This window comes from Allobosea sp. R86505, assembly GCF_042466375.1.
Classification (GTDB): domain Bacteria; phylum Pseudomonadota; class Alphaproteobacteria; order Rhizobiales; family Beijerinckiaceae; genus Allobosea.
Genome location: NZ_JAXHPY010000001.1, coordinates 187,216 through 206,592 on the forward strand (window position 1 = coordinate 187,216; position 19,377 = coordinate 206,592).

At 68.4% G+C, this 19,377-nt stretch carries 17 protein-coding genes; 5 read left to right on the top strand and 12 right to left on the bottom strand.

The window, feature by feature from the left end; all coding sequences use genetic code 11:
- Positions 1-17: 17 nt before the first annotated feature.
- The 10 genes from SJY11_RS00860 to SJY11_RS00905 all read right to left on the bottom strand — a co-directional run bounded on the left by SJY11_RS00860 (position 18) and on the right by SJY11_RS00905 (position 10,518).
- On the bottom strand, positions 18-1,214 hold the full coding sequence (locus tag SJY11_RS00860; RefSeq protein ID WP_376984569.1) for a multidrug effflux MFS transporter: 1,197 nt from the start codon (positions 1,212-1,214) through the stop codon (positions 18-20).
- 200 nt (positions 1,215-1,414) lie between these two features.
- Positions 1,415-2,155, bottom strand: coding sequence for a M48 family metallopeptidase (locus tag SJY11_RS00865; RefSeq protein ID WP_376984571.1), 741 nt, complete (start codon positions 2,153-2,155; stop codon positions 1,415-1,417).
- Positions 2,156-2,245: 90 nt separating this feature from the next.
- Entirely contained in the window at positions 2,246-2,389 is a 144-nt protein-coding gene (locus SJY11_RS00870; RefSeq protein ID WP_376984574.1) for a hypothetical protein, read from the bottom strand.
- A 158-nt stretch (positions 2,390-2,547) separates the two neighbouring features.
- Complete coding sequence (locus tag SJY11_RS00875; RefSeq protein ID WP_376984575.1) at positions 2,548-2,733, bottom strand: hypothetical protein; 186 nt, start codon at positions 2,731-2,733, stop codon at positions 2,548-2,550.
- A 149-nt stretch (positions 2,734-2,882) separates the two neighbouring features.
- Entirely contained in the window at positions 2,883-4,712 is a 1,830-nt protein-coding gene (locus SJY11_RS00880) for an OmpA family protein (protein WP_376984577.1), read from the bottom strand.
- A gap of 116 nt (positions 4,713-4,828) precedes the next feature.
- The gene (locus SJY11_RS00885) at positions 4,829-5,728 is read right to left on the bottom strand and encodes a polysaccharide deacetylase family protein (RefSeq protein ID WP_376984579.1); all 900 of its coding nucleotides are present in this window, start codon (positions 5,726-5,728) and stop codon (positions 4,829-4,831) included.
- Positions 5,729-5,855: 127 nt separating this feature from the next.
- Positions 5,856-7,559, bottom strand: a complete 1,704-nt coding sequence (locus tag SJY11_RS00890; RefSeq protein WP_376984581.1) for a dipeptide ABC transporter ATP-binding protein — start codon at positions 7,557-7,559, stop codon at positions 5,856-5,858.
- A 178-nt stretch (positions 7,560-7,737) separates the two neighbouring features.
- The gene (locus SJY11_RS00895; RefSeq protein ID WP_376984583.1) at positions 7,738-8,634 is read right to left on the bottom strand and encodes an ABC transporter permease; all 897 of its coding nucleotides are present in this window, start codon (positions 8,632-8,634) and stop codon (positions 7,738-7,740) included.
- Positions 8,631-9,605 carry an ABC transporter permease gene (locus tag SJY11_RS00900; protein ID WP_326906222.1) on the bottom strand — a complete coding sequence of 325 codons (975 nt, stop codon included), beginning with the start codon at positions 9,603-9,605 and terminating at the stop codon, positions 8,631-8,633. Before SJY11_RS00900 ends, SJY11_RS00895 begins: the two co-directional genes overlap by 4 nt.
- A gap of 211 nt (positions 9,606-9,816) precedes the next feature.
- Positions 9,817-10,518 (bottom strand): creatininase family protein, encoded by a 702-nt coding sequence (locus SJY11_RS00905; RefSeq protein WP_376984585.1) that lies wholly within the window; start codon positions 10,516-10,518, stop codon positions 9,817-9,819.
- A 161-nt stretch (positions 10,519-10,679) separates the two neighbouring features.
- Between SJY11_RS00905 and SJY11_RS00910 the strand changes: the two genes are divergently transcribed.
- From SJY11_RS00910 to SJY11_RS00930, 5 genes are all read left to right on the top strand, one after another.
- Positions 10,680-11,231: a MarR family winged helix-turn-helix transcriptional regulator gene (locus SJY11_RS00910; RefSeq protein WP_376984587.1), complete on the top strand. Its 552-nt coding sequence runs from the start codon at positions 10,680-10,682 to the stop codon at positions 11,229-11,231.
- On the top strand, positions 11,228-12,817 hold the full coding sequence (locus SJY11_RS00915) for an ABC transporter substrate-binding protein (RefSeq protein ID WP_376984589.1): 1,590 nt from the start codon (positions 11,228-11,230) through the stop codon (positions 12,815-12,817). Before SJY11_RS00910 ends, SJY11_RS00915 begins: the two co-directional genes overlap by 4 nt.
- A 192-nt stretch (positions 12,818-13,009) precedes the next feature.
- On the top strand, positions 13,010-13,963 hold the full coding sequence (locus SJY11_RS00920) for an isoaspartyl peptidase/L-asparaginase family protein (RefSeq protein ID WP_376984591.1): 954 nt from the start codon (positions 13,010-13,012) through the stop codon (positions 13,961-13,963).
- Between the two features lie 160 nt (positions 13,964-14,123).
- Positions 14,124-15,164: a ketopantoate reductase family protein gene (locus SJY11_RS00925; RefSeq protein ID WP_376984592.1), complete on the top strand. Its 1,041-nt coding sequence runs from the start codon at positions 14,124-14,126 to the stop codon at positions 15,162-15,164.
- The gene (locus SJY11_RS00930) at positions 15,137-15,892 is read left to right on the top strand and encodes an SDR family NAD(P)-dependent oxidoreductase (RefSeq protein WP_376984594.1); all 756 of its coding nucleotides are present in this window, start codon (positions 15,137-15,139) and stop codon (positions 15,890-15,892) included. The genes SJY11_RS00925 and SJY11_RS00930 overlap by 28 nt, the downstream gene beginning before the upstream one ends.
- Before the next feature lie 9 nt (positions 15,893-15,901).
- On the opposite strand, the gene SJY11_RS00935 is transcribed toward SJY11_RS00930, so the two are convergent.
- The gene (locus SJY11_RS00935; protein WP_376984596.1) at positions 15,902-17,941 is read right to left on the bottom strand and encodes an NAD(+) synthase; all 2,040 of its coding nucleotides are present in this window, start codon (positions 17,939-17,941) and stop codon (positions 15,902-15,904) included.
- Positions 17,942-18,138: 197 nt separating this feature from the next.
- Positions 18,139-19,308: a hypothetical protein gene (locus SJY11_RS00940; RefSeq protein ID WP_376984597.1), complete on the bottom strand. Its 1,170-nt coding sequence runs from the start codon at positions 19,306-19,308 to the stop codon at positions 18,139-18,141.
- Positions 19,309-19,377: the final 69 nt, after the last annotated feature.

Sequence of the window (19,377 nt, forward strand, 5' to 3'; positions counted from 1 at the left end):
GCCGTCAGGCCTTATCGTCAGGCCTTGCCGGCGCGGATCGCAGCGCTCGCCCGAAACAGCACCAGCGCGGCGAGGCCGATCGCCGACATCACCAGCGGCAGCGGCAGCGCCCCGCTCTTCATGGCATGGCCGACGAGCAGCCCGACGCAGGCCGAAAACAGCATCTGGCAGAGCCCTGTGAAGGAGGAGGCGGCGCCCGCCCGGTCGGGAAAGGGCATCATCGCCGAGGCCTGGGCCTGCGGCATGGTCAGCCCGACGCCGCAGGCATAGAGCGCCATCGGCACGATGACGCCGAAGGGGCCGGCAAAACCGGTCAGCACGCAGAGCAGCATGGTCAGCCCGCCCCCGGCGAGACAGATCACGCCGAGCCCGATGACCCCGTCCATACCGCGGCGCCCGACGAGGCGCTGGGCGAGGATGGTGCCGAGGATGAAGCCGAGCACCCCGAAGCCGAAGGACAGGCCATATTGCGTCGGCGTCAGGCCATGGATGCCGATCAGCACGAAGGAGGAGCCCGAGATGAAGGCGAAGAGCCCGCCATAGGCGAGCGCCGTCAGCCCGACATAGACGCGGTAGGCGCGGTTCTGCAGCAGCGTGCCGAAGCCGCGGATGATGGCGAGCAGGGAGAGGGGCTCGCGCGAGCGGGTGCGGATCGTCTCGGGCAGGAGAAAACCGACGACGGCGGCGAGAACAGCCGCGAAGGCGAGCGAGGCGACGAAGGTTGAGCGCCAGCCGAAGGCCTGCTGGAGCACGCCGCCCAGCACCGGCGCGACCGCCGGCACGAGCCCCATGATCATGCCCATCCGGGCGAGCTCGCGGCCTGCGCGCGGCCCCTCATAGAGATCGCGCACCATGGCGCGGCCGAGCACGATCGGTCCCGAAGCGCCGAGCGCCTGGACGGCGCGGGCCACTGTCAGCGCCTCGATCGAGGGCGCCAGCGCGCAGGCCAGCGTCGCCAGGGTGAAAAGGGCGAGCCCCGTCAGCAGGACCGGGCGGCGGCCGAGCCGGTCGGAGAGCGGCCCCCAGAGGATCTGCCCGCCCGCGAAACCGAACAGGAACGCCGAGAGCGTCGCCTGTGCGCCGGCGACGTCGGTTTCCATGACGCGGACGATGTCGGGCAGCGACGGCAGGTAGAAATCGGTCGAGAGCGGGCCCAGCGCCGTCAGCATGGCGAGAACGGCGGTCATCGCCAGGGTATCGGGGCGGAGTGTCATGCGGGTCGCGGCTCGTCCTGGCTCTAAACCACCTCGTCATCCTGGCCGAAGCGAAGCGGAGCGCCGGGATCCATCATGGGGCGCCGTCGTGACCCTAGGATGGATCCCGGATCTGCGGGGCTTCGCCGCTTGTCCAGGATGACGGGTTGGCCCGAGGATTAAGGCAATTCCTCTATGCTTCGCGCCAAGGGCTGTCGAGACTACCCATAGGCATGCAGCCCCGCGCCATGGCGCTTGAGCCAGGCCTCCGCCTCTTCGGTGGCCGGGCAGAGCCTGTGCGTCAGTGCCCAAAACCGATGCGAATGGTTCATCTCCTTGAGATGGGCGACCTCATGGGCGGCGAGATAGTCCAGCACCAGAGGCGGGGCCAGGATCAGCCGCCAGGAAAAGTTGAGATGTCCCTGCGAGGAGCAGGAGCCCCAGCGGCTGGTGGTGTCGCGGATCGTGATCTTGCGGGCGGGGATGCCGAGCGCGGCCGTGTGCCGGGCGACCGCCGCCTCGAGATCCGCCAGCGCGGCGCGGCGCAGGAAATCCTTGATCCGGCGCGGCACATGGGCGCTCTCGCCGGCGACCGCGAGGATCGGCGCGCCGTCCTGGTCCCTGGTGGCGCGGGTCAGCCCGCGCGCCTTGGTCCAGTGGACGATGCGATGGGGCGTGCCGCGGAACGGTATCGTCCGGCCGGGCTCGAAGGGAATAAGCTGGGGGCGCTTGGCGAGGCGGGCCGCGATCCAGCCGCCATGGTTCTCCGCGAAGAGCCGGCCCGCGGCGAAATCGGCCCGCTCCGGCAGCGTCAGCGTGATCTCGCCGCTGGCCTGCGAGACGCGCAGCGTCATCCGCCGCGCACTCGCCCGCCGCTTGATCTGCACGGGATAGAGCACCCCGGCATGGGAGACCTCGATCCGTTCGGGATCGGGCTTGCGCTTGAAGAGGGAGAGCCGCATCGCCTGCGATTGTGCGGGATTCGCGGCCGTTCCGGAAGGGGGCGTCGAGGGACCCCTTCCCTCAGGCGGGCCGGCTTGGGGCCGTGGATCTTACTCTGCCGGGAGATAGAGGCTGGCGCCGCGGTCGCGGAACTCCTGCGCCGTGCCGGGCATGCCGGCCGCCCGGTCGAACGCCGCGCGCTGCGCCTCGTCCATCGCCTGAACTTCCGCCCGCTGATCCTGCTTGATCTTCATCGAGCAGAATTTCGGCCCGCACATCGCGCAGAAATGCGCGACCTTGTGGGCGTCTTTGGGCCGGGTTTCGTCGTGATGGGCGCTCGCCTGATCGAGATGGAGCCCAGGTTGAACTGGTCCTCCCAGCGAAATCGAAGCTCACGTGGGAGAGCGCGTCTTCAGGCGCTGATGTCGACGACCTCGCCTTGGCCCGCAGGAAGAGCCGCCTGCAACGGCTCGCTGCTCTGCTGGAGCAGGGCGACGATGGCCTGGTCGCTCTGCGTCTGCTGGCGCAGCATCTCGGTTTGCAGCGCCAGCTGCGTTGAGGCCGCCTGCAGGGCGGCAAAGCTCTGCGCAATGGCCATGGAGTCGCTCATCGGGGATCCTCCCTCGCTTCGGTGATAGGCGCGGGACGTTGAGCCTTCGTGAACGCGACTGCGCGAATGCACGGCCCGACCGAACAGGAAGGCCGCCTCGCGGCGGCCTTCCGTATCGAGGGTGAGGGCTGGTCCGGTCAGCCGCCCTGCCCCGCCAGCAGCGGGGTGATCCGCCGCAGCGTGACGCGACGGTTCAGGCGCTCGGCCTCCTGGGTCGCGACCTTGAGATACTGCTCGCCATAGCCCTGCGTCGTCAGGTTCTCGGGCGGCACACCGAAATCGCGGGTCAGGATTTCCGCGACCGACTGGGCGCGACGATCCGACAGCGACAGATTGTCGATATCGGGGCCGACGGCATCGGTGTGGCCCTCGACCAGGAAGACCTCGTTGGGCGAGGCTTTCAGCGCACGGCGGATCGAATCGGCGATGACCGCGAGGCGCTGCGCCTGACCGGGTGCGATGTCCCAGGAGGCGGTGGCGAAGGTCACGGTGTCGATGTCGACGCTGCGCATCTGCGCCCGCAGATCGGGCGAATAGCGGACCTCGTCGAGGGTATAGCGACGCGGAATCGGCCCGAGCGGCGGGGCGACGATGGTGTCGTAGATCAGGCCTTCATCGGCCTGCTCGGCTTCGACGACGTAACGCTCGCGCGGGATGCGCAGTGTCGGGCGCTCCAGCACGACGATCTCGTCCGAGAAACGGTCGCGCGGCCGGTCGCGGCGGGTATTGTCGATGATCACGACCTCCCTGCCCTCGCGGTCGAGCCGGGCACGCCGCAGCAGGCGGCCGTTTTCATCGGTGATGGTGACGATGCGGCTGCCATCGGGCCGCTCGAAGACGGTGCGGTTCTCGTCGCCGCGCCGCTCGGTGCGCCCTTCCAGCCCGAGATCGCGGAAGCGCTGCGTCTCGTCGCGGCGGATGATGGTGCGGTCGTCGTCGCGGATGATCGTGCGGCCCGGCTCGCGGATGATGGTGACGTCACCCTCCCGCCGCTCCTCGCGGCGACCGCGCACGTCCTCCAGCCGCTGCGCTCCTTGCGTCGCCATGATGCCGCCGAGGACACCGGCGCCGAGGCCGATCGCAGCCGCGCCGCCGAGGCCGCTGCCACTGCGGCGCCCCTGGCGTGGGTCGGTGGCCTGACCCGGCACGCCGCCGGGCCCCGCGGGCGGGGTGGCCTGGGTCTGGCCGTCACGCAGCGCGGGGGCCGGAGTGGCCGGGGGCGGTGTAACGGGAGCCGCTTGGGGTGCCGGAGGCTGGGTCGGCGCGGGCGGGGCCGTGCGGCTCTGCGGCGCGGTGGGCGCGGCAGGCGGCGTCGGGGCGGTCGGCGCGACCGAAGGCGCCGCCGGGGCCGGAGCGGTGCGGTTCTGCGGGGCAGGCTGTGGAGTTGGCGGGGCGGCGGGCGCGGCAGCGGGGCCCCGGCGCTCTGCGGGAGACGATCGCTCCGCCGGGGTCCGACGCTCGGGCGCGGCGGCAGGCGGACGCGGCGGCGTCGGCCGGACAGCCGGCTCGCCATCTACGGGCGGCACGGGGACCGTGCGGGCGGGCTGCTGGCCAGACGGCGGCGCGGTGATCTGGGGCGCCGGGCGCGGCATCGGCGGGTCGCGGCGTGGCTCGGGCTCCGCACGCGGCGGCGCAGCCTCCGTCGGGGCCGGGGCGCGGGGGGCCGCGGGCGGGGCAGCAGTGGGCGCCTGCGGGGCGCTCGGCCGCTGGATGGCCGGGGGCGCGCCCGGCGGTCGCGGTGCGGCGGGGCGCTCCGCTCCGGGAGCCGCAGGACCACCCGGCGCTCGCGGGACGCCCGGCGCACGCTCGCGCCGCGGCTGGCCCGGCTGGTCGTCGGACTGGGGCGGCGCCTGGGCGAGTTGTGGGAAGCGGTCGGGAGCGGCGGCGGCCACCCTTCCCCCCGCCTGCGACAGGGCGATGGCGGGGAGAATGGTGCCGACCAGAAGCCAGTTCTTGGTGCGCGTCATGAAATCCGTTTCCGTTTTCGTCTGAAAGCGAGAACGCGCCGGATGCGCTGAACCCGTCCTGAACTAAAAACGGCGGAAATTGGGCTCGGTTCCGCAGGAATCGGGCGGCACCTCCTTTAGATTCCGGCCTGCTCCTTCACGAAGGCCGCGATCTCGGCATGGCTGGCGAACCAGACGTCGGGCATTTCCTTGATGTGGGAGATCAGCTTTTCGAGGATCCAGATGCGCGAGCGGTAGGTGATGACATGCGGGTGCATGGTCAACAGGAACAGCCCGCCCTCCTCATAGGCGCGGTCGAACTCGCGGCGGAAGATGTCGAACACGGCTTCCGGCGCCGTATAGGGCCGCAGCGCCTGAAAGCGATTCATGTTGAAATAGACAGCATCGTCGCGGATCCACTCGACCGGCAATTCGACCATGCCGGTCGGCTCGCCCTTCTCGACGATCTCATAGGGGTCGTCGTCGGCGAAGAGCGAGGAATTGTAGAGCAGGCCGAGCTCGCGCTCGATCGAGAGCGTCACCTCGGAGAAATCCCATGAGGGGGTGCGCATGCCGACCGGGCGGACGCCGGTGATCTTCTCCAGCGTGTCGGCGGAACGCAGATGCAATTCGCGCTCGGCATCGGGCGGCACGGCGGTGTTGACCTCATGAATCCAGCCATGGAGGCCGATCTCGTGGCCCTCCGCGATCACGCGGCGCTGCTCGTCCGGGTAAAGCAGCGCAGTGACCGCCGGGACGAAGAAGGTCGCCTGGATATCCTCCTTCTTCATGAGATCGAGGATGCGGGGCATGCCGACGCGGTTGCCGTACTGGCCCCAGGACAGCCGCCCGACCGACTTGCCGCCGTCCCGCAGTTCATTGGTCTCATGGTCGACGTCGAAGGAGAGCGCGACCGCGCAGCGCGCTCCGTTCTTCCATTTCGCCGGCTTCAGGTTGCGGCCGGCGCGCACGCGATCGACCTTGGCGCGCCAGGTCTCTTCCGGCCACTGCCAGGGGAGGAGTTCGGGTTCGGACATAGTGGTCTCCTTTGCAGCCTCGCCGTCATTGCGAGCGCAGCGAAGCAATCCAGGGGATCGTCGGGCGCGCGGCTCTGGATTGCTTCGCTCCGCTCGCAATGACGCAAAGGTTCACGGACGCACTGGGTCACGCCACCGGCAGCACGGGCACCGCCGCCAGGAGGCGCTTGGTGTAGGCATCGCGCGGGTTGTCGTAGACCTCGCCGGCCGGACCGCTCTCGACGATCTTGCCGCGATGCATGATCGCGACGCGGTCGCAGAGATGGCGGACGACCGAGAGATCGTGGGAGATGAAGAGCAGCGTCAGGCCGAGCTCCTGCCGCAGCCGCAGCAGCAGGTTGATGATCTGCGCCTGGATCGAGACGTCGAGCGAGGCGACCGGCTCGTCGCAGACGACAACATCGGGCTGCATGGAAAGCGCGCGGGCGATGGCGACGCGCTGGCGCTGGCCGCCGGAGAACTGGTGCGGGTAGCGGCCGGCAAAAGCAGGATCGAGCCCGACGGCGGCGAGCCATTGCGCGACATAGGTTGCGGCCTCAGCGCGGCCAACGAGGCCATGGGCGAGCGGGCCCTCGGCAATGCTGTCGCCGATGCGCATGCGCGGATTGAGCGAAGCGAAGGGGTCCTGGAAGATCGTCTGGATGCGGGTGGTGATCTTGTGCGGACGATCGCCCGGGCTCATCACCGGCTCGCCGTCGAGCAGAACATGACCGCTGTCGGGTGCATAGATGCCCGCGACGATGCGGCCGAGCGTCGACTTGCCGCTGCCGGATTCGCCGACGAGGCCGAGCGCCTCGCCGCGCGCGATCGACAGCGTGACGGTGTCCACCGCCTGTACTGCCGGGAGGGGGCCGACGAGGCCGGCCTTCTGCGCGAGCAGGCGCAGCACGCCCGATTTGCGCTGGAAGCGTTTGCCGACCGTCTCGATGACCACATAGGGCAGATCGACGCGGCGATGGCCCGATTCCGCCTGGCGCGGCAGGCGCGGCGGCGGGGCGGCATCCGTGCCGGCGCCCCGCGCCAGCATCGCGCCGGGCTTGGCCCGGGAAGGCAGCGAGTCGAGCAGGCCCTGGGTGTAGGGATGCTGCGGCCGGGTCAGAACCTGCAGCACGGGGCCGGCCTCGACGATCTTGCCGTAGCGCATGACGCAGACATGGTCGGCGATCGAAGCGACGGTGGCGAGGTCGTGGCTGATCCAGATCAGGGCGGTGCCGAGTTCGGCAACCAGCTCCTTCATCTCGGCCAGGATTTCGGCCTGGATCGAAACGTCGAGCGCGGTCGTCGGCTCGTCGCAGATGATCAGCCGCGGCCGGTGCAGCAGCGCGATCGCGATGGCGACGCGCTGGCGCATGCCCCCGGAAAACTGGTGCGGGTAGAAATCGACCTTGGTCTCGGGCTCGGGGATGCGGACCTGGGCGAGCGCCGCGATGGCGCGCCGGCGGCGCTCAGCGCCTGAGACGCTCTGATGCGCTTCGAGTGCCAGGCCGATCTGGTCGCCGATGGTCAGCATCGGGTTCAGCGTCATCATCGGGTCCTGGAAGACCATCGAGATCGCCTTGCCGCGAATGGCGCGCAGCTCGTCCGCCGGCAGGCCGACGAGTTCGCGGCCTTCCAGCTTCACCGAGCCGCGCTCGATGCGGCCCGGCGGATCGAGCAGGCCGATGATCGAGAAGCCGGCGATGCTCTTGCCCGAGCCGGATTCGCCGACGAGGCCCATGACCTCGCCGCGCTTCAGGCTGAAGGAAACGCCGTCGACCGCCTTCACCACCCCGGCGCGGGCGTGGAAGAAGGTGGCGAGGTCGCTGACTTCGAGGAGCGGGGTGTCGGTCATCACGAAGTCTTTCGCCGATCGTGACGCTCCTCCCTTCCCCCTTGTGGGGAAGGGTATGGGGATGGGGGTCGCGCCGCCTGGTGAGCGCTCACCGAGCGGGCCGACCCCCACCCCTGCCCCTCCCCACAAGGGGGAGGGGTTAGCGCGCGGTTCGAAAGCCTTTCCGAACAAGGCGCCATCATCGCTTCAGCCTCGGATTGACCTGGTCACGAATGCGGTCGCCGACGAGGTTGATGGCGACGATCAGCACGATCAGGGCGATGCCGGGGTAGATCGAGATCCAGTAGCGGCCAGACAGCATGTACTGGAAGCCGTTGGAGATCAGCATGCCGAGCGAGGGCTCGGTCACGGGCAGGCCGACGCCGAGGAAGGAGAGCGTCGCCTCCAGCGCAATCGCGCTCGCCACCTGCACGGTCGCGACCACGATCAGCGGCGGCAGGCAGTTGGGGAAGATGTGCTTGACCACAACGCGCCAGGCCGGCAGCGGCGTCGAAAGCACCGCCTCGACATAATCCTTGCCGCGCTCGGCGGAGGCCGCGCCATGGGCAGTGCGGGCGAAATAGGCGTATTGCGCGGCCGCCAGCGCCGCGATCAGCTGCATCTTGCCCTGGCCGAGCAGGGCCGAGAGCACGAGCGCCAGCAGGATCGCCGGGAAGGCGAGCTGGAGATCGACGACGCGCATGATGAAGGCTTCCCAGCGGCCGCCGAGATAGGCCGCGCCGACGCCCAGCGTCACGCCGAGGGTGAAGGCCAGCGAACCGGCGATCAGCCCCATCTGCAGCGAAATGCGCAAGCCATAGAGGATCGCCGAGAACAGGTCCCGGCCCTGCGCGTCCGTGCCGAGGATATGGGTGTAGCCGGCCGAGCCGACGAAACCGGGCGGGCGGCGAGCATCCATCAGGACGAGATTGGCGAGGTCATAGGGGTTCTGCGGCGCGACCAGCGGCGCGAAGATCGCGACACCGAGCATCAGCACGACGACGCCGAGCGCCACGACCGCGACCCTGCTCTCCTGGAACTCGGCCCAGAAGCGCGCGACCGGAGAGATCTCCCGGGCTGGAACGGGCTGTTTCATCGCGAGCCCGCCCGGCGCAGCCGCGGATCGAGCCCGACATAGGCGAGATCGACGAGGAAGTTGATCATGATGAAGACGAAGGAGACGAGCATCAGATAGGCCACCATCACCGGCCGGTCGAGCGAGGTGATCGAGTCGATGATCAGCTTGCCGATGCCGGGCCAGGAGAAGATCGTCTCGGTGACGACGGCAAACGCCAGCGTCGAGGCGAATTCGAGCCCGAAGACGGTGACCAGCGGGATCGCGATCAGCCGCAGCACATGCCGGCGCAGCACGGTCCATTCGGAGAGGCCGGCGGCGCGGGCGAACTTCACCGTGTCCGACAGCATCGCCTCGCGGGTGCCGGCGCGGGCCAGCCGCGTCATCAAAGCGAGCTTGAAGAAGGCGAGATTGCATGCCGGCAGCAAAAGATGGCTCAGGCCGTTGGCGGTGAGGAAGCTCCATTCGACGCCGAAGAGCGGCAGGGTCGCGCCACGCCCGCCGGCCGGCAGCCATTGCAGTTCGACGGCGAAGGCGATGATCAAGACGAGGCCGATCCAGAAGGTCGGCACCGAGAAGCCGAGGATCGAGATCGTCATGATCGCCTTGGCGGCAAAGCCATCCGGCTTGTAGCCGGCATAAATGCCGGCCGGAATGCCGATGAGAGCCGCGCCGCAGACCGCCGCCAGCGTCAGTTCCAGTGTCGCCGGCAGGCGCGACAGAATGAGGTCCAGCACCGGCATGCCGAAGACGAAGGAGCGGCCGAAATCGCCCTGCAGGATGCGGCCGAGGAAGGTGAAGTACTGAACGTAGAGCGGCTGATCGAGGCCGTAGCGCGCGATGGTGTCGAGCCGGATGTCCTGGCTGACATCGGGCCCGATCAGCACGTCGATCGGGTTGCCGATGGCGTAGACGCCGATGAAGACGAGCGCCGACATCACGAGCATGACGACCAGCGCCTGCCCCAGCCGGCCGAGGATGTGGCCTAGCATGGGCGCACTGCTAATCCCCCTCCCCCTTGTGGGGAGGGGTTAGGGGTGGGGGGCGCAACGGCAGGCGCGCCATTCGCGCATGTAATCCATCGTAGCCCCGTCGCCCGGTTCTCATGCCCTTCACCAAGCGGAACGCCCCCCCTCTCCAACTCTCCCCCACCAGGGGGGAGAGGGCAGGTCGCGCCGACCGGCGGCAAGGCGAAGGTAACCCTCACGGCCAGTTCTCCATCATCGCGGCGCGCGTTTCCTCGACGCCGACCTGCCAGAGGCTGAGCATCTCGTTGTCGGAGCGCTGGTAGCGGCCGTGGAAATTGCCGTCGCCGAGGATCTCGCGCCTCCGCGCCGGATTGGCGGCCTGATAGAGGGCTGCGTTGAAGGGCGGCTTGAGCGCATCGGGCATGGCCACGCCTTCGAGCCGGGTCCAGGGAAAATTCTCCATCCAGGACGCATGCGATGCTGCAGGGTCGACCGCCTTGACCGCCTCCTGGAAGCGCGGGCCTGCCCACCAGTTGTGCAGCCTCACACTGGCATCGGTGCGCTTGCCCATCCATTCGGTCGCCAGCGTCATCACCGGCGAATTGCCACCATGGCCGTTGACCAGCACGATGCGGCGGAAGCCCGAGCGATAGAATGCCTCGAGCAGATCCTCCATCACGGCGACATAGGTGCTCATGCGCAGCGAGACCGTGCCCGGATAGGCGGCGAAGGCCGGGGTCATGCCATAGGCCAGCACGGGAAAAACCGGGATGTCGAGCGGCTCTGCCGCGTCATGGGCGACCTTCTCGGCGAGGATCGCATCTGTCGCCAGGCTGAGGAAGGCGTGCTGCTCGACGCAGCCCAGCGGCAGGACGCAGCGGTCATCGCGCTTCGCCTGCTCGTCGATCTGCATCCAGTTCATCTCGGCGACACGCACGGCCTGATCCTTGCTAGGAGGTAGTACTCGATGGGCGCAGCAGAATCGGATTGCCCGCGCGACGCGGCTCCATCATCCTCGCTTCCCTGCATCCTTGACTCTCGCGCCCGACAGCGTCAAGTTCCATTTGGAACTATCAGGGGACGGGGAGGACCTTGGAGATGCGTCGGGCGCCAACGGCGGTTTCGCGTGTCGGCGCCTCGCGTGAGAAGGCGCTGACAGAGCTCGACCCGCTGACCGTCACCAAGCTGTGGGACAACCCCTGCTGGCTGTCCTTCCGCCTGAATTTCATCGCCTTCCGCTTCAACGATCCGGTCTATCGCTGGATCGAGACGCGCTACGGACTTGTGCGGCCCGAATTCGTCGCGCTCTATGCGGTGGGCCTGCGTGACGGGGTGGCCGCCAAGAACATCGTCGCCTCCTCGGGCCTGCCGAAAAACACGCTCAGCCGCTCGATCCAGCGGCTGCTGCAGCGGCGCCTGCTGCGGCGGGAGACCGATCCGGAGGACCTGCGCAGCTTCGTCCTCTACCTGACCGCGCCCGGCCGCGCGATCTTCGAGGAAACGATGCCGCTGATGATCCAGCAGCAGACAGCGATGCTGTCCGCTCTCACCGACGCCGAGCAGCGCCAGCTCTGCGAACTCATGGACAAGCTGGTGATCGCCTCACCGACCTGGCCCCACGATCTTGAAAAAGAGGGAACCGCATCATGAACATCCACATCGCCCGCGTCACCGCTCTGGCCCTCCTGCTGGGGGCGTCCGTCTCGACGGCCGCGCTCGCCCAGAACCTCACCATCGGCGTGCGCGCCGGGCCGGATTCGATCGACCCGCATTTCACCGCGACCGGCACCCATGCGGAAGCGCTGAAGCATGTCTTCGACACGCTGACCTGGTCGGGCGACAAGCTGCAGATCGAGCCGCGGCTCGCCACCAGCTGGAAGGCGATCGCGCCCGATACCTGGGAGTTCAAGCTGCGCTCCGGCGTCAAGTTCCATGACGGCTCGGACTTCACGGCGCAGGACGTCAAATTCTCGATCGAGCGCATCCCGGTCGTCGCCGGCCCGAACCCGACGACGATCTATGTGCGCCGCGTCAAGGAGGTGAAGATCATCGACCCTCTGACGGTGCATATCGTCACCGACGGACCGGCGCCGAACCTGCCCAACGACTTCATCCGCCTGTTCATCGTCTCGGCCAAGGCCGCCGCCGGCCTGACCAAGGACAATGCCAACGAGACCTTCAACTCCGGCAAGGCCGCGATCGGCACCGGCCCGTACAAATTCGTCTCCTGGACGCCGAAGGACCAGCTCGTGCTGGAGCGCTTCGACGGCTACTGGGGCCCGAAGGAGCCCTGGGCGCGCGTCGTGCGCAAGGAACTGCCCAACGACGCCGCCCGCGTCGCCCAGCTCAAGGCCGGACAGGTCGACATCATCGTGCGCGCGCCGGCTTCCGACGTCGCGACGCTGAAGCGCGACCCGAAGCTCACTGTCGCCACGATCGACACCGTCTATGTCTTCAACATGGAACTCGACATGCGGGACAAGTCTCCGCAGATCAGCGCCAAGGACGGCTCGCCGCTGCCGAAGAACCCGCTGCAGGACCCGCGCGTGCGGGAGGCAATCGACCTCGCCATCGATCGGCCGGCGCTCGTCGAGATCGCGATGGAGGGCCTCGGTGCGCCGGTGAACCAACTCGTCACCTCCAGCATCGCCGGCTTCAACAAGAGCCTGCCGCCGCTGAAGGTCGACCTCGCCCGCGCCAAGAAGCTGCTCGAGGAGGCCGGCTACCCCAACGGCTTCAAGACCACCTTCTCCTTCACCAGCGACCGCCTGCCGGGTGACCGCCAGGTCGGCACCTCGGTGGCGCAGATGCTCGCCCGCATCGGCCTCGACGTCACCGCCAACGCCCAGCCGGCAGCCGTGTTCTTCCCGGCGCGGACGCGCGCCGAGTTCTCGATGGCGATGTCGGGCTGGGGCACGCTGACCGGCGAGGCGAACTACACGCTGTCCTCGGTCGTCCACTCCAACGACCCGGCCAAGAAGCTCGGCGCCTTCAACGTGCTCGGCTACAAGAACCCCGCGCTCGACAAGCTGATCGAGGATGCGTCGGTCGAACTCGACGAGGCCAAGCGCAACGACCTGCTCGCGCAGGCCAACGCCATCGTCGCCAAGGACCGGCCGCGCCTGCCGATCGTCGCGGTCGGCTCGGCCTGGGCGATGCAGAAGGACAAGGTGACGATCGCCCCGCGCGTCGACGAGGACACGCTGGCGATGGACATCAAGCCCGCCAAGAAGTGAGGCGAGCCGCGTTCCCCTCCCCCATCCGGGGAGGGGTCAGGGGTGGGGCGCTCCATGGTAGCGCTCTCACCCGGCATGCGAGGCCGAACCATCATCCCATGCTCCTGCTCGCGGCCGCTCACCCGGTCGTTTGCCACCACCCCTGTTCCTCCCCACGAGGGGGAGGGGTTCGCGTCGAGGTTCCATCGCCTGATGACCAAACCGATCGCCCTCGCCATCCATGGCGGCTGCGGCACGCTGCCGAAATCCGAAATGAGCGAGGCGGAATGGGCGGAAGCCCGGGCCGACCTCGCGGCCTCGCTGCGGGCCGGCTGGGCCATCCTCAGCCAGGGCGGGACGGCGGTCGAAGCCGTCGAGGCGGCGGTGCGCGTCATGGAGGATTCGGTCCATTTCAACGCCGGCTACGGCGCGGCCTTCAACGCCGAAGGCGAGCACGAGCTCGATGCATCGATCATGGATGGCTCGACGCTGGCGGCCGGTGCGGTCGCGGCGGTCAAGCGCATCCGAAATCCCGTCAGCGCCGCCAAGGCCCTGATGCTTCGCGGCGACCCGCTGCTGCTGGTCGGCCCGGCCGCCGACATTTTCGCCGCCCATGAAGGCCTCGACACGGTTGAGAACGGGCATTTCTCGACCGAGCGGCGGCGCAAGAACCTGTCCTCGATGAAGATCCGCGAGCTCGTCGGCACGGCCGGCGAGGCGAGCGAGGCCGAAAAGCACGGAACGGTCGGCGCGGTCGCGCTGGACGCCGCGGGGCATCTGGCGGCGGCGACCTCGACCGGCGGCTACACCAACAAGCCCGTCGGCCGCGTCGGCGATTCCCCGATCATCGGCGCCGGCACCTATGCCCGCGACGGGCGCTGCGCCGTGTCGGGCACCGGCAAGGGCGAGTATTTCATCCGCTACTGCGTCGGCCATGAGCTGGCTTCGCTGATCGGCTACAAGGGCCTCGATCTCGAGGAGGCGAGCGGCGCCGTGCTCGGCGAGCTCACGGCCCACAAGATCGGCGCCGGGCTGGTGGCGATCGACGCAGGTGGCACCATCGTCGCGCCCTACAACACGCAGGGCATGTATCGCGGCTGGGTGACGCCGGACGGCACCGTCCATGTCGCGACGCATGCGGATGTCGAGATCGCGGGGCCGGCGTGATGGCTGGCTCCCTGCCCCACCCTCTCCGCGTCATCCCGGACAAGCTGCGCAGCAGCGCCGATCCGGGATCCATGCCGGAGCCTTGCGGGGTTGGCGTTCCGGAATGGATCCCGGGTCTCCGCTGCGCTGCGCCCGGGATGACTCTTTAGGAAGCACGCTCATGACCACCGAACCTATCCTGATCTGGGGCGCCGGCGCCATCGGCGGCACGCTCGGTGCCTATTGGGCCCGCGCCGGCATTCCCGTGCTGCTGGTCGACATCGTGCCCGAGCATGTCGAGGCCTGCCGGACGACGGGGCTCTCGGTCACCGGCCCGATCGAGGAATTTCGCCAGGTCATCCCCGCCGTGACGCCGGCCGAGCTGACCGGGACCTACAAGCGCATCGTGCTCGCCGTGAAGGCCGGCGCGACCGACGAGGCGGTCGCGGCGCTCAAGCCCCATCTGGCGGCCGACGGCTATGTGCTCTCGGCGCAGAACGGGCTCAACGAGATCGCCATCGCAGCCGCCGTCGGGGCGCAGCGCACGATGGGCTGCTTCGTCAATTTCGGCGCCGACTGGCACGGCCCGGGCGAGATCCTCTACGGCAATGCCGGCGCGGTGGTCGTCGGCGAGATCGACGGGCAGATCACGCCGCGCGCGATCGAGATGCACAAGCTGCTGCTCGTCTTCGAGCCCAAATCGATCCTGACGACCAATATCTGGGGCTATCTCTGGGGCAAGCTCTCCTATGGCGCCATGCTGTTCGGCACCGCGCTGACGCCCGATTCAATGTCGGCGAACTTCGCCGATCCCGACCGCCTCGTGGTCTGGCTGGCGCTCGGGCAGGAGGTCGCGGCGGTGGCAGCCGCGCGCGGCGTCAAGACGCTGGGCTTCGGCGAGTTCGACCCGATGGTCTTCGCGCCCGGCCAGCCGGAATATCCGCAGATCGAGACCGTCGCCTGGCTCGCCGACTACACCTCGAAGACCGCCAAGACCCATTCCGGCATCTGGCGCGACCTCGCGGTGCGCAAGCGCAAGACCGAGGTCGATCCGCAGATCGGCATCATCGCCGCGCTCGGGCGCGAGGCCGGCGTGCCCACACCGGCGGTCGAGACGCTGGTGACCCTGATCCACGACATCGAGGACGGCCGGCGGCCGCAATCCCCCGAGACCCTGAAAGTGCTGATCGACCGATGCAAATCCGTTTTGACGACCGCGTAGCCCTCGTCACGGGCGCCGCCCAGGGCATCGGGCGGGCCATCGCCACCGCCCTGGTCGAGGCCGGCGCGACCGTCCATCTCGCCGATATCGACGCAGACGGCGTCACGGCCACGGCGGCTGCGATCGGCGCCATTCCCCATGCGGTCGATCTCGGCTCGGCCGAGGCGGCGGCCAAGCTCGTCGCCGACATCGTCGCGCAAAGCGGGCGGCTGGAGCTTCTGGTCCATGCGGCAGGTGGCGTGCGCGGTCAGGTCGGGCGGCCGATCGAAGTGATTTCGGAGGCCGACTGGCGCGTGATCTTTGCGGCCAATGTCGATTCCGCCTTCTTCCTGGCGCAGGCGGCGGCGCCCGCGATGAAGGCCTCCGGCCATGGCCGGATCGTCACCATCTCCTCGGGCGCGGGCCTGCGCCCCAGCCTGACCGGCATTCAGGCCTATTCATCCGCCAAGCATGCGCTGGTCGGGCTGACCAAGCAGCTCGCCTGGGAATTCGGGCCGCACGGCATCACCGTCAATTCGGTGGCGCCGGGGTTCGTGCGCTCCAACCCGGCGACCGAGCGGCAATGGGAGAGTTATGGGCCAGAAGGCCAGAAGCGCCTGGTCGAGGGCATCCACACCCGCAGGCTGGGCACACCCGCCGACATCGCGGCCGCCAGCCTGTTTTTCCTGAGCGAGCAGGCCGGCTGGATCACTGGCCAAGTGCTCTCGGTGGATGGCGGGCGCTCCTGAGACCGACCCTCAATCCGGAATGCGCGCCAGATCCGCCAGCCACGCCGCCCCCGAGGCGTCGCTCGGCGCGCGCCAGTCGCCGCGCGGGGAGAGCGAGCCGCCCGACGAGACCTTCGGCCCGTTGGGCATGGCCGAGCGCTTGAACTGGCTGGTCTCGAAGAAGCGGCGCACGAAGACGGTCAGCCAGCGCTTGATCGTCGGCAGGTCGTAGGCGACCTGCTTGGCCGCCTCCATATGCGGCGGCCAGGTGCCGCGCGCCGCATCGGCCCAGGCATGGTGCGACAGGAAGGCGATCTTGCTCGGCCTGAAGCCGTAGCGCGTCGTGTAGAACAGGTTGAAATCCTGCAGCGCATAGGGACCGACGAACTCCTCGGTCTTCTGGCTCGGCCCCTCGCCGTCTCCCGGCACCAACTCGGGCGAGATCTCGGTGGCGAGGATCGCCTCCAGCGTCGCTGACGCTTCCGCCCCGAAGCGCTCGGTGCGGGCGACCCAGCGGATGAGATGCTGGATCAGCGTCTTCGAGACCGAGCCGTTGACGTTGTAATGGGACATCTGGTCGCCGACGCCATAGGTGCACCAGCCCAGCGCCAGCTCCGACAGATCGCCCGTGCCGAGCACGAGGCCGTTGTTCTTGTTGGCGAGGCGGAACAGCAGCGAGGTGCGTGCGCCCGCCTGCACGTTTTCGAAAGTTACATCGTAGACGGGCTCGCCCTCGGCGAAGGGGTGGCCGATATCGACCAGCATCTGCCGGCAGGCCGGGGTCATGTCGATCTCGGCGGCGGTGACGCCGAGCGCCTTCATCAGCCGCCAGGCATTGGTCTTGGTGCCCGCGCTCGTGGCGAAAGCCGGCAGCGTGTAGGCGAGGATGTTCTCGCGCGGCAGCCCGAGCGCATCCATCGTGTCGGCCGCGACCAGCAGCGCCTGCGTCGAGTCGAGCCCGCCGGAGACGCCGATGACGATCTTGTCGACGCGGGTGCTCGCCAGCCGCTGGCGCAGGCCGTGCGACTGGATGTTGTAGGCTTCGAAGCAGAGCTCGTTCAGCCTGGCATCGTCGCTCGGCACAAAGGGAAAGCGCTCGACCTCGCGCCGCAGGCCGAGATCGCTCTCGCGGTCCGGCTCCAGCGCGAAGGTGATGCGGCGGAAATTCAGCCGGTCGCGCAGCGCATCGGCATTGTCGCCGAAGGTGTTCATGCGGATGCGGTCGAGCGCCAGCCGCTCGAGGTCGATATCGGCCAGGATCAACTGCGGCTCGGCCGCGAAGCGCTCGGCTTCGGCCAGAAGCGCGCCGTTCTCGTAGATCATCGCCTGCCCGTCCCAGGCGAGATCGGTGGTCGATTCCCCCGTGCCGGCAGCGGAATAGGCATAGGCCGCGATGCAGCGGCCCGAATGGGCCTTGCAGAGGGTGTGCCGCCAGTCCGATTTGCCGATGGTGACGTTGGAGGCGGAGAGGTTGAGCAGCACCGTCGCGCCCGCCAGCGCCGCGAAGGAACTCGGCGGCACCGGCATCCAGACATCCTCGCAGATCTCCATATGCAGGGTGAGATCGGGGACGTCGGAGGCGCTCAGCAGGATGTCGGTGCCGAAAGGAACCTCCTGGCCGCAGAGCTGGATCGCGGTGATGCCGGCGCGCTCACCGGAGGCGAACTGACGGCGCTCGTAGAACTCGCGATAGTTCGGCAGATAGGTCTTGGGCACGACGGCGAGGATGCGGCCGCGATGCACGGCGATCGCGCAGTTGAAGAGCCGCCCCTCGACCCGCACAGGTGCGCCGACGACAGCCACCGCCCGCAGGCCACGACTCTCGTCGACCAGCGCGGCCAGCGCGTCGCGCACCGCATCGAGCAGCGCGCTCTGCATGTGCAGATCGTCGATTGCATAGGCGCTGAGGCCGAGTTCCGGGAACAGCACGACCGAGGCGCCCCCCTCCTCCGCCCGACGCAGCAGCGGCAGTAGCTGCGTCAGATTGAACGCCGGATCCGCCACCTTCAGCCGCGGCGCCGCACAGGCGAGGCGGATGAAGCCGTGGCTGTAGAGGTTGTGAAAGGTCATGCCGAGGTGGCTCCCGGACGTCGCAACGCGCCGCAGCACACAGCCGAGGCTCCCCCCTTATTGCGCAGGCGACGGAACAAGAGCAACAGCGACAGGCGGCGCAGGTCCTGCCGTCCCCCGCAGACAATAGGCTCCTCGCGGGTGGCAACGGAACCTTCCAGGGACCACCGGCCGGTCGGAGGCCCGCTGCGATCGATCTACTGCCGTTGCCGGGCCTTCTCCGCCTCGAAGGCGGCCACGAAGTCAGGGTTCTCGGCGGCCCAACGCTCGGCTGCGGCCCGGCGCTCCGCCAGAAGAGCTGGCAGAGCCTCGGGGGTGAGCCGAACCATGAAGTTGCTCGGCGTGCCCACTGGATCGCCCCTGATCGCCCGGAGCGCCATGCGCCCTGCATTAAGGCTGGGGTGGACCGGATCGTACCACCAGCGCATGCCGATGCGGGCGGGCTCCTGCGTCACCTCGTTGGGCTGCGCAAAAGAGACGACGCCGGCGTAACCCGCCAGCATTCGGTAGTAATCTTCCAGCTTCTCCCAATGACCGAGCGAGAGGAGCCTGTAGTCATCCCAGGCATGGGCCGGCAGCACGAGCAAGGTCAGTTCAACCTCATGCGCCTTCGCCAAGGCGACGATTCGGTCCAGCGTCGCCACCGCACTCGGCTTGATTCCCTGCAGCGGGAACTGTTCCTCGGCCGCGACGATCGATGAGATGAACGGCTTCTCCTGAAACGTATCACCGGGCTTGGCCCAGGAGTCGGGAATCCAGTACCCGCGTGTTGTCACATGGGCAGGGACCGCATCGGTGATGCGATTGTAGTGCACGGTGTCGACGGCATGCCTCAGCGCCTGAAAGCTGAACTGCAGGGCCAGGACATCCGACGCGAACTGGCCGATCGTGAACGCCGGCGCCGGCGCCTGATCGCGGGTGAAATTATAGAAGAATGCTTCCATGAGGACATTCTTGAGGCCGGGCGCAAGACGGACGAAGAAGGCCAGGCTCGCCTCGTTCTCGGCCAGGGTGCTGGCCGGGATCGCCGCATTATAGGCACGTCCGAAAGAGGTGCCGTCGAGGATGGCCGGATCGAGCGCCTGATTGACGCGCGAGGTTCCGATGAAGATCGTGTCCGGCTGATAACGCCAGACCTCGAAGGGCTTGAGCTGCCGATCGATGTTGAGCCGCTTGAGCTTCGTGCTGTTGAAGCCTGGCCGCGCCGTCCCGATCGGGGACACACCATAAGGGTCTGCCGCCGCGATGAAGCCCCACACCAAGACGGCGCAAACGAGCGCGGCGAGCAGCAGCGTCGCGAAAAAATGGCGGTAGATGCGACGAGGTTCGGATGACGGGTCCTTCCCGCCGGATACAAGCGTGCTCACAAAGCCCTCCTGCGCGGGGCAACTAGGACCGTGGCGTTCACGGACCGGACGTCTGCGCCCTGCAGCGCG

Bases quoted from the DNA above. Each gene is read 5' to 3' on its own strand.
- SJY11_RS00875 (WP_376984575.1), bottom strand. From the start codon at position 2,733: ATGGCCATTGCGCAGAGCTTTGCCGCCCTGCAGGCGGCCTCAACGCAG.
- SJY11_RS00895 (WP_376984583.1), bottom strand. From the start codon at position 8,634: ATGAAACAGCCCGTTCCAGCCCGGGAGATCTCTCCGGTCGCGCGCTTC.
- SJY11_RS00865 (WP_376984571.1), bottom strand. From the start codon at position 2,155: ATGCGGCTCTCCCTCTTCAAGCGCAAGCCCGATCCCGAACGGATCGAG.
- SJY11_RS00885 (WP_376984579.1), bottom strand. From the start codon at position 5,728: ATGTCCGAACCCGAACTCCTCCCCTGGCAGTGGCCGGAAGAGACCTGG.
- SJY11_RS00870 (WP_376984574.1), bottom strand. From the start codon at position 2,389: ATGAAGATCAAGCAGGATCAGCGGGCGGAAGTTCAGGCGATGGACGAG.
- SJY11_RS00920 (WP_376984591.1), top strand. From the start codon at position 13,010: ATGACCAAACCGATCGCCCTCGCCATCCATGGCGGCTGCGGCACGCTG.
- SJY11_RS00860 (WP_376984569.1), bottom strand. From the start codon at position 1,214: ATGACACTCCGCCCCGATACCCTGGCGATGACCGCCGTTCTCGCCATG.
- SJY11_RS00915 (WP_376984589.1), top strand. From the start codon at position 11,228: ATGAACATCCACATCGCCCGCGTCACCGCTCTGGCCCTCCTGCTGGGG.
- SJY11_RS00935 (WP_376984596.1), bottom strand. From the start codon at position 17,941: ATGACCTTTCACAACCTCTACAGCCACGGCTTCATCCGCCTCGCCTGT.
- SJY11_RS00890 (WP_376984581.1), bottom strand. From the start codon at position 7,559: ATGACCGACACCCCGCTCCTCGAAGTCAGCGACCTCGCCACCTTCTTC.
- SJY11_RS00910 (WP_376984587.1), top strand. From the start codon at position 10,680: ATGCGTCGGGCGCCAACGGCGGTTTCGCGTGTCGGCGCCTCGCGTGAG.
- SJY11_RS00880 (WP_376984577.1), bottom strand. From the start codon at position 4,712: ATGACGCGCACCAAGAACTGGCTTCTGGTCGGCACCATTCTCCCCGCC.
- SJY11_RS00930 (WP_376984594.1), top strand. From the start codon at position 15,137: ATGCAAATCCGTTTTGACGACCGCGTAGCCCTCGTCACGGGCGCCGCC.
- SJY11_RS00925 (WP_376984592.1), top strand. From the start codon at position 14,124: ATGACCACCGAACCTATCCTGATCTGGGGCGCCGGCGCCATCGGCGGC.
- SJY11_RS00900 (WP_326906222.1), bottom strand. From the start codon at position 9,605: ATGCTAGGCCACATCCTCGGCCGGCTGGGGCAGGCGCTGGTCGTCATG.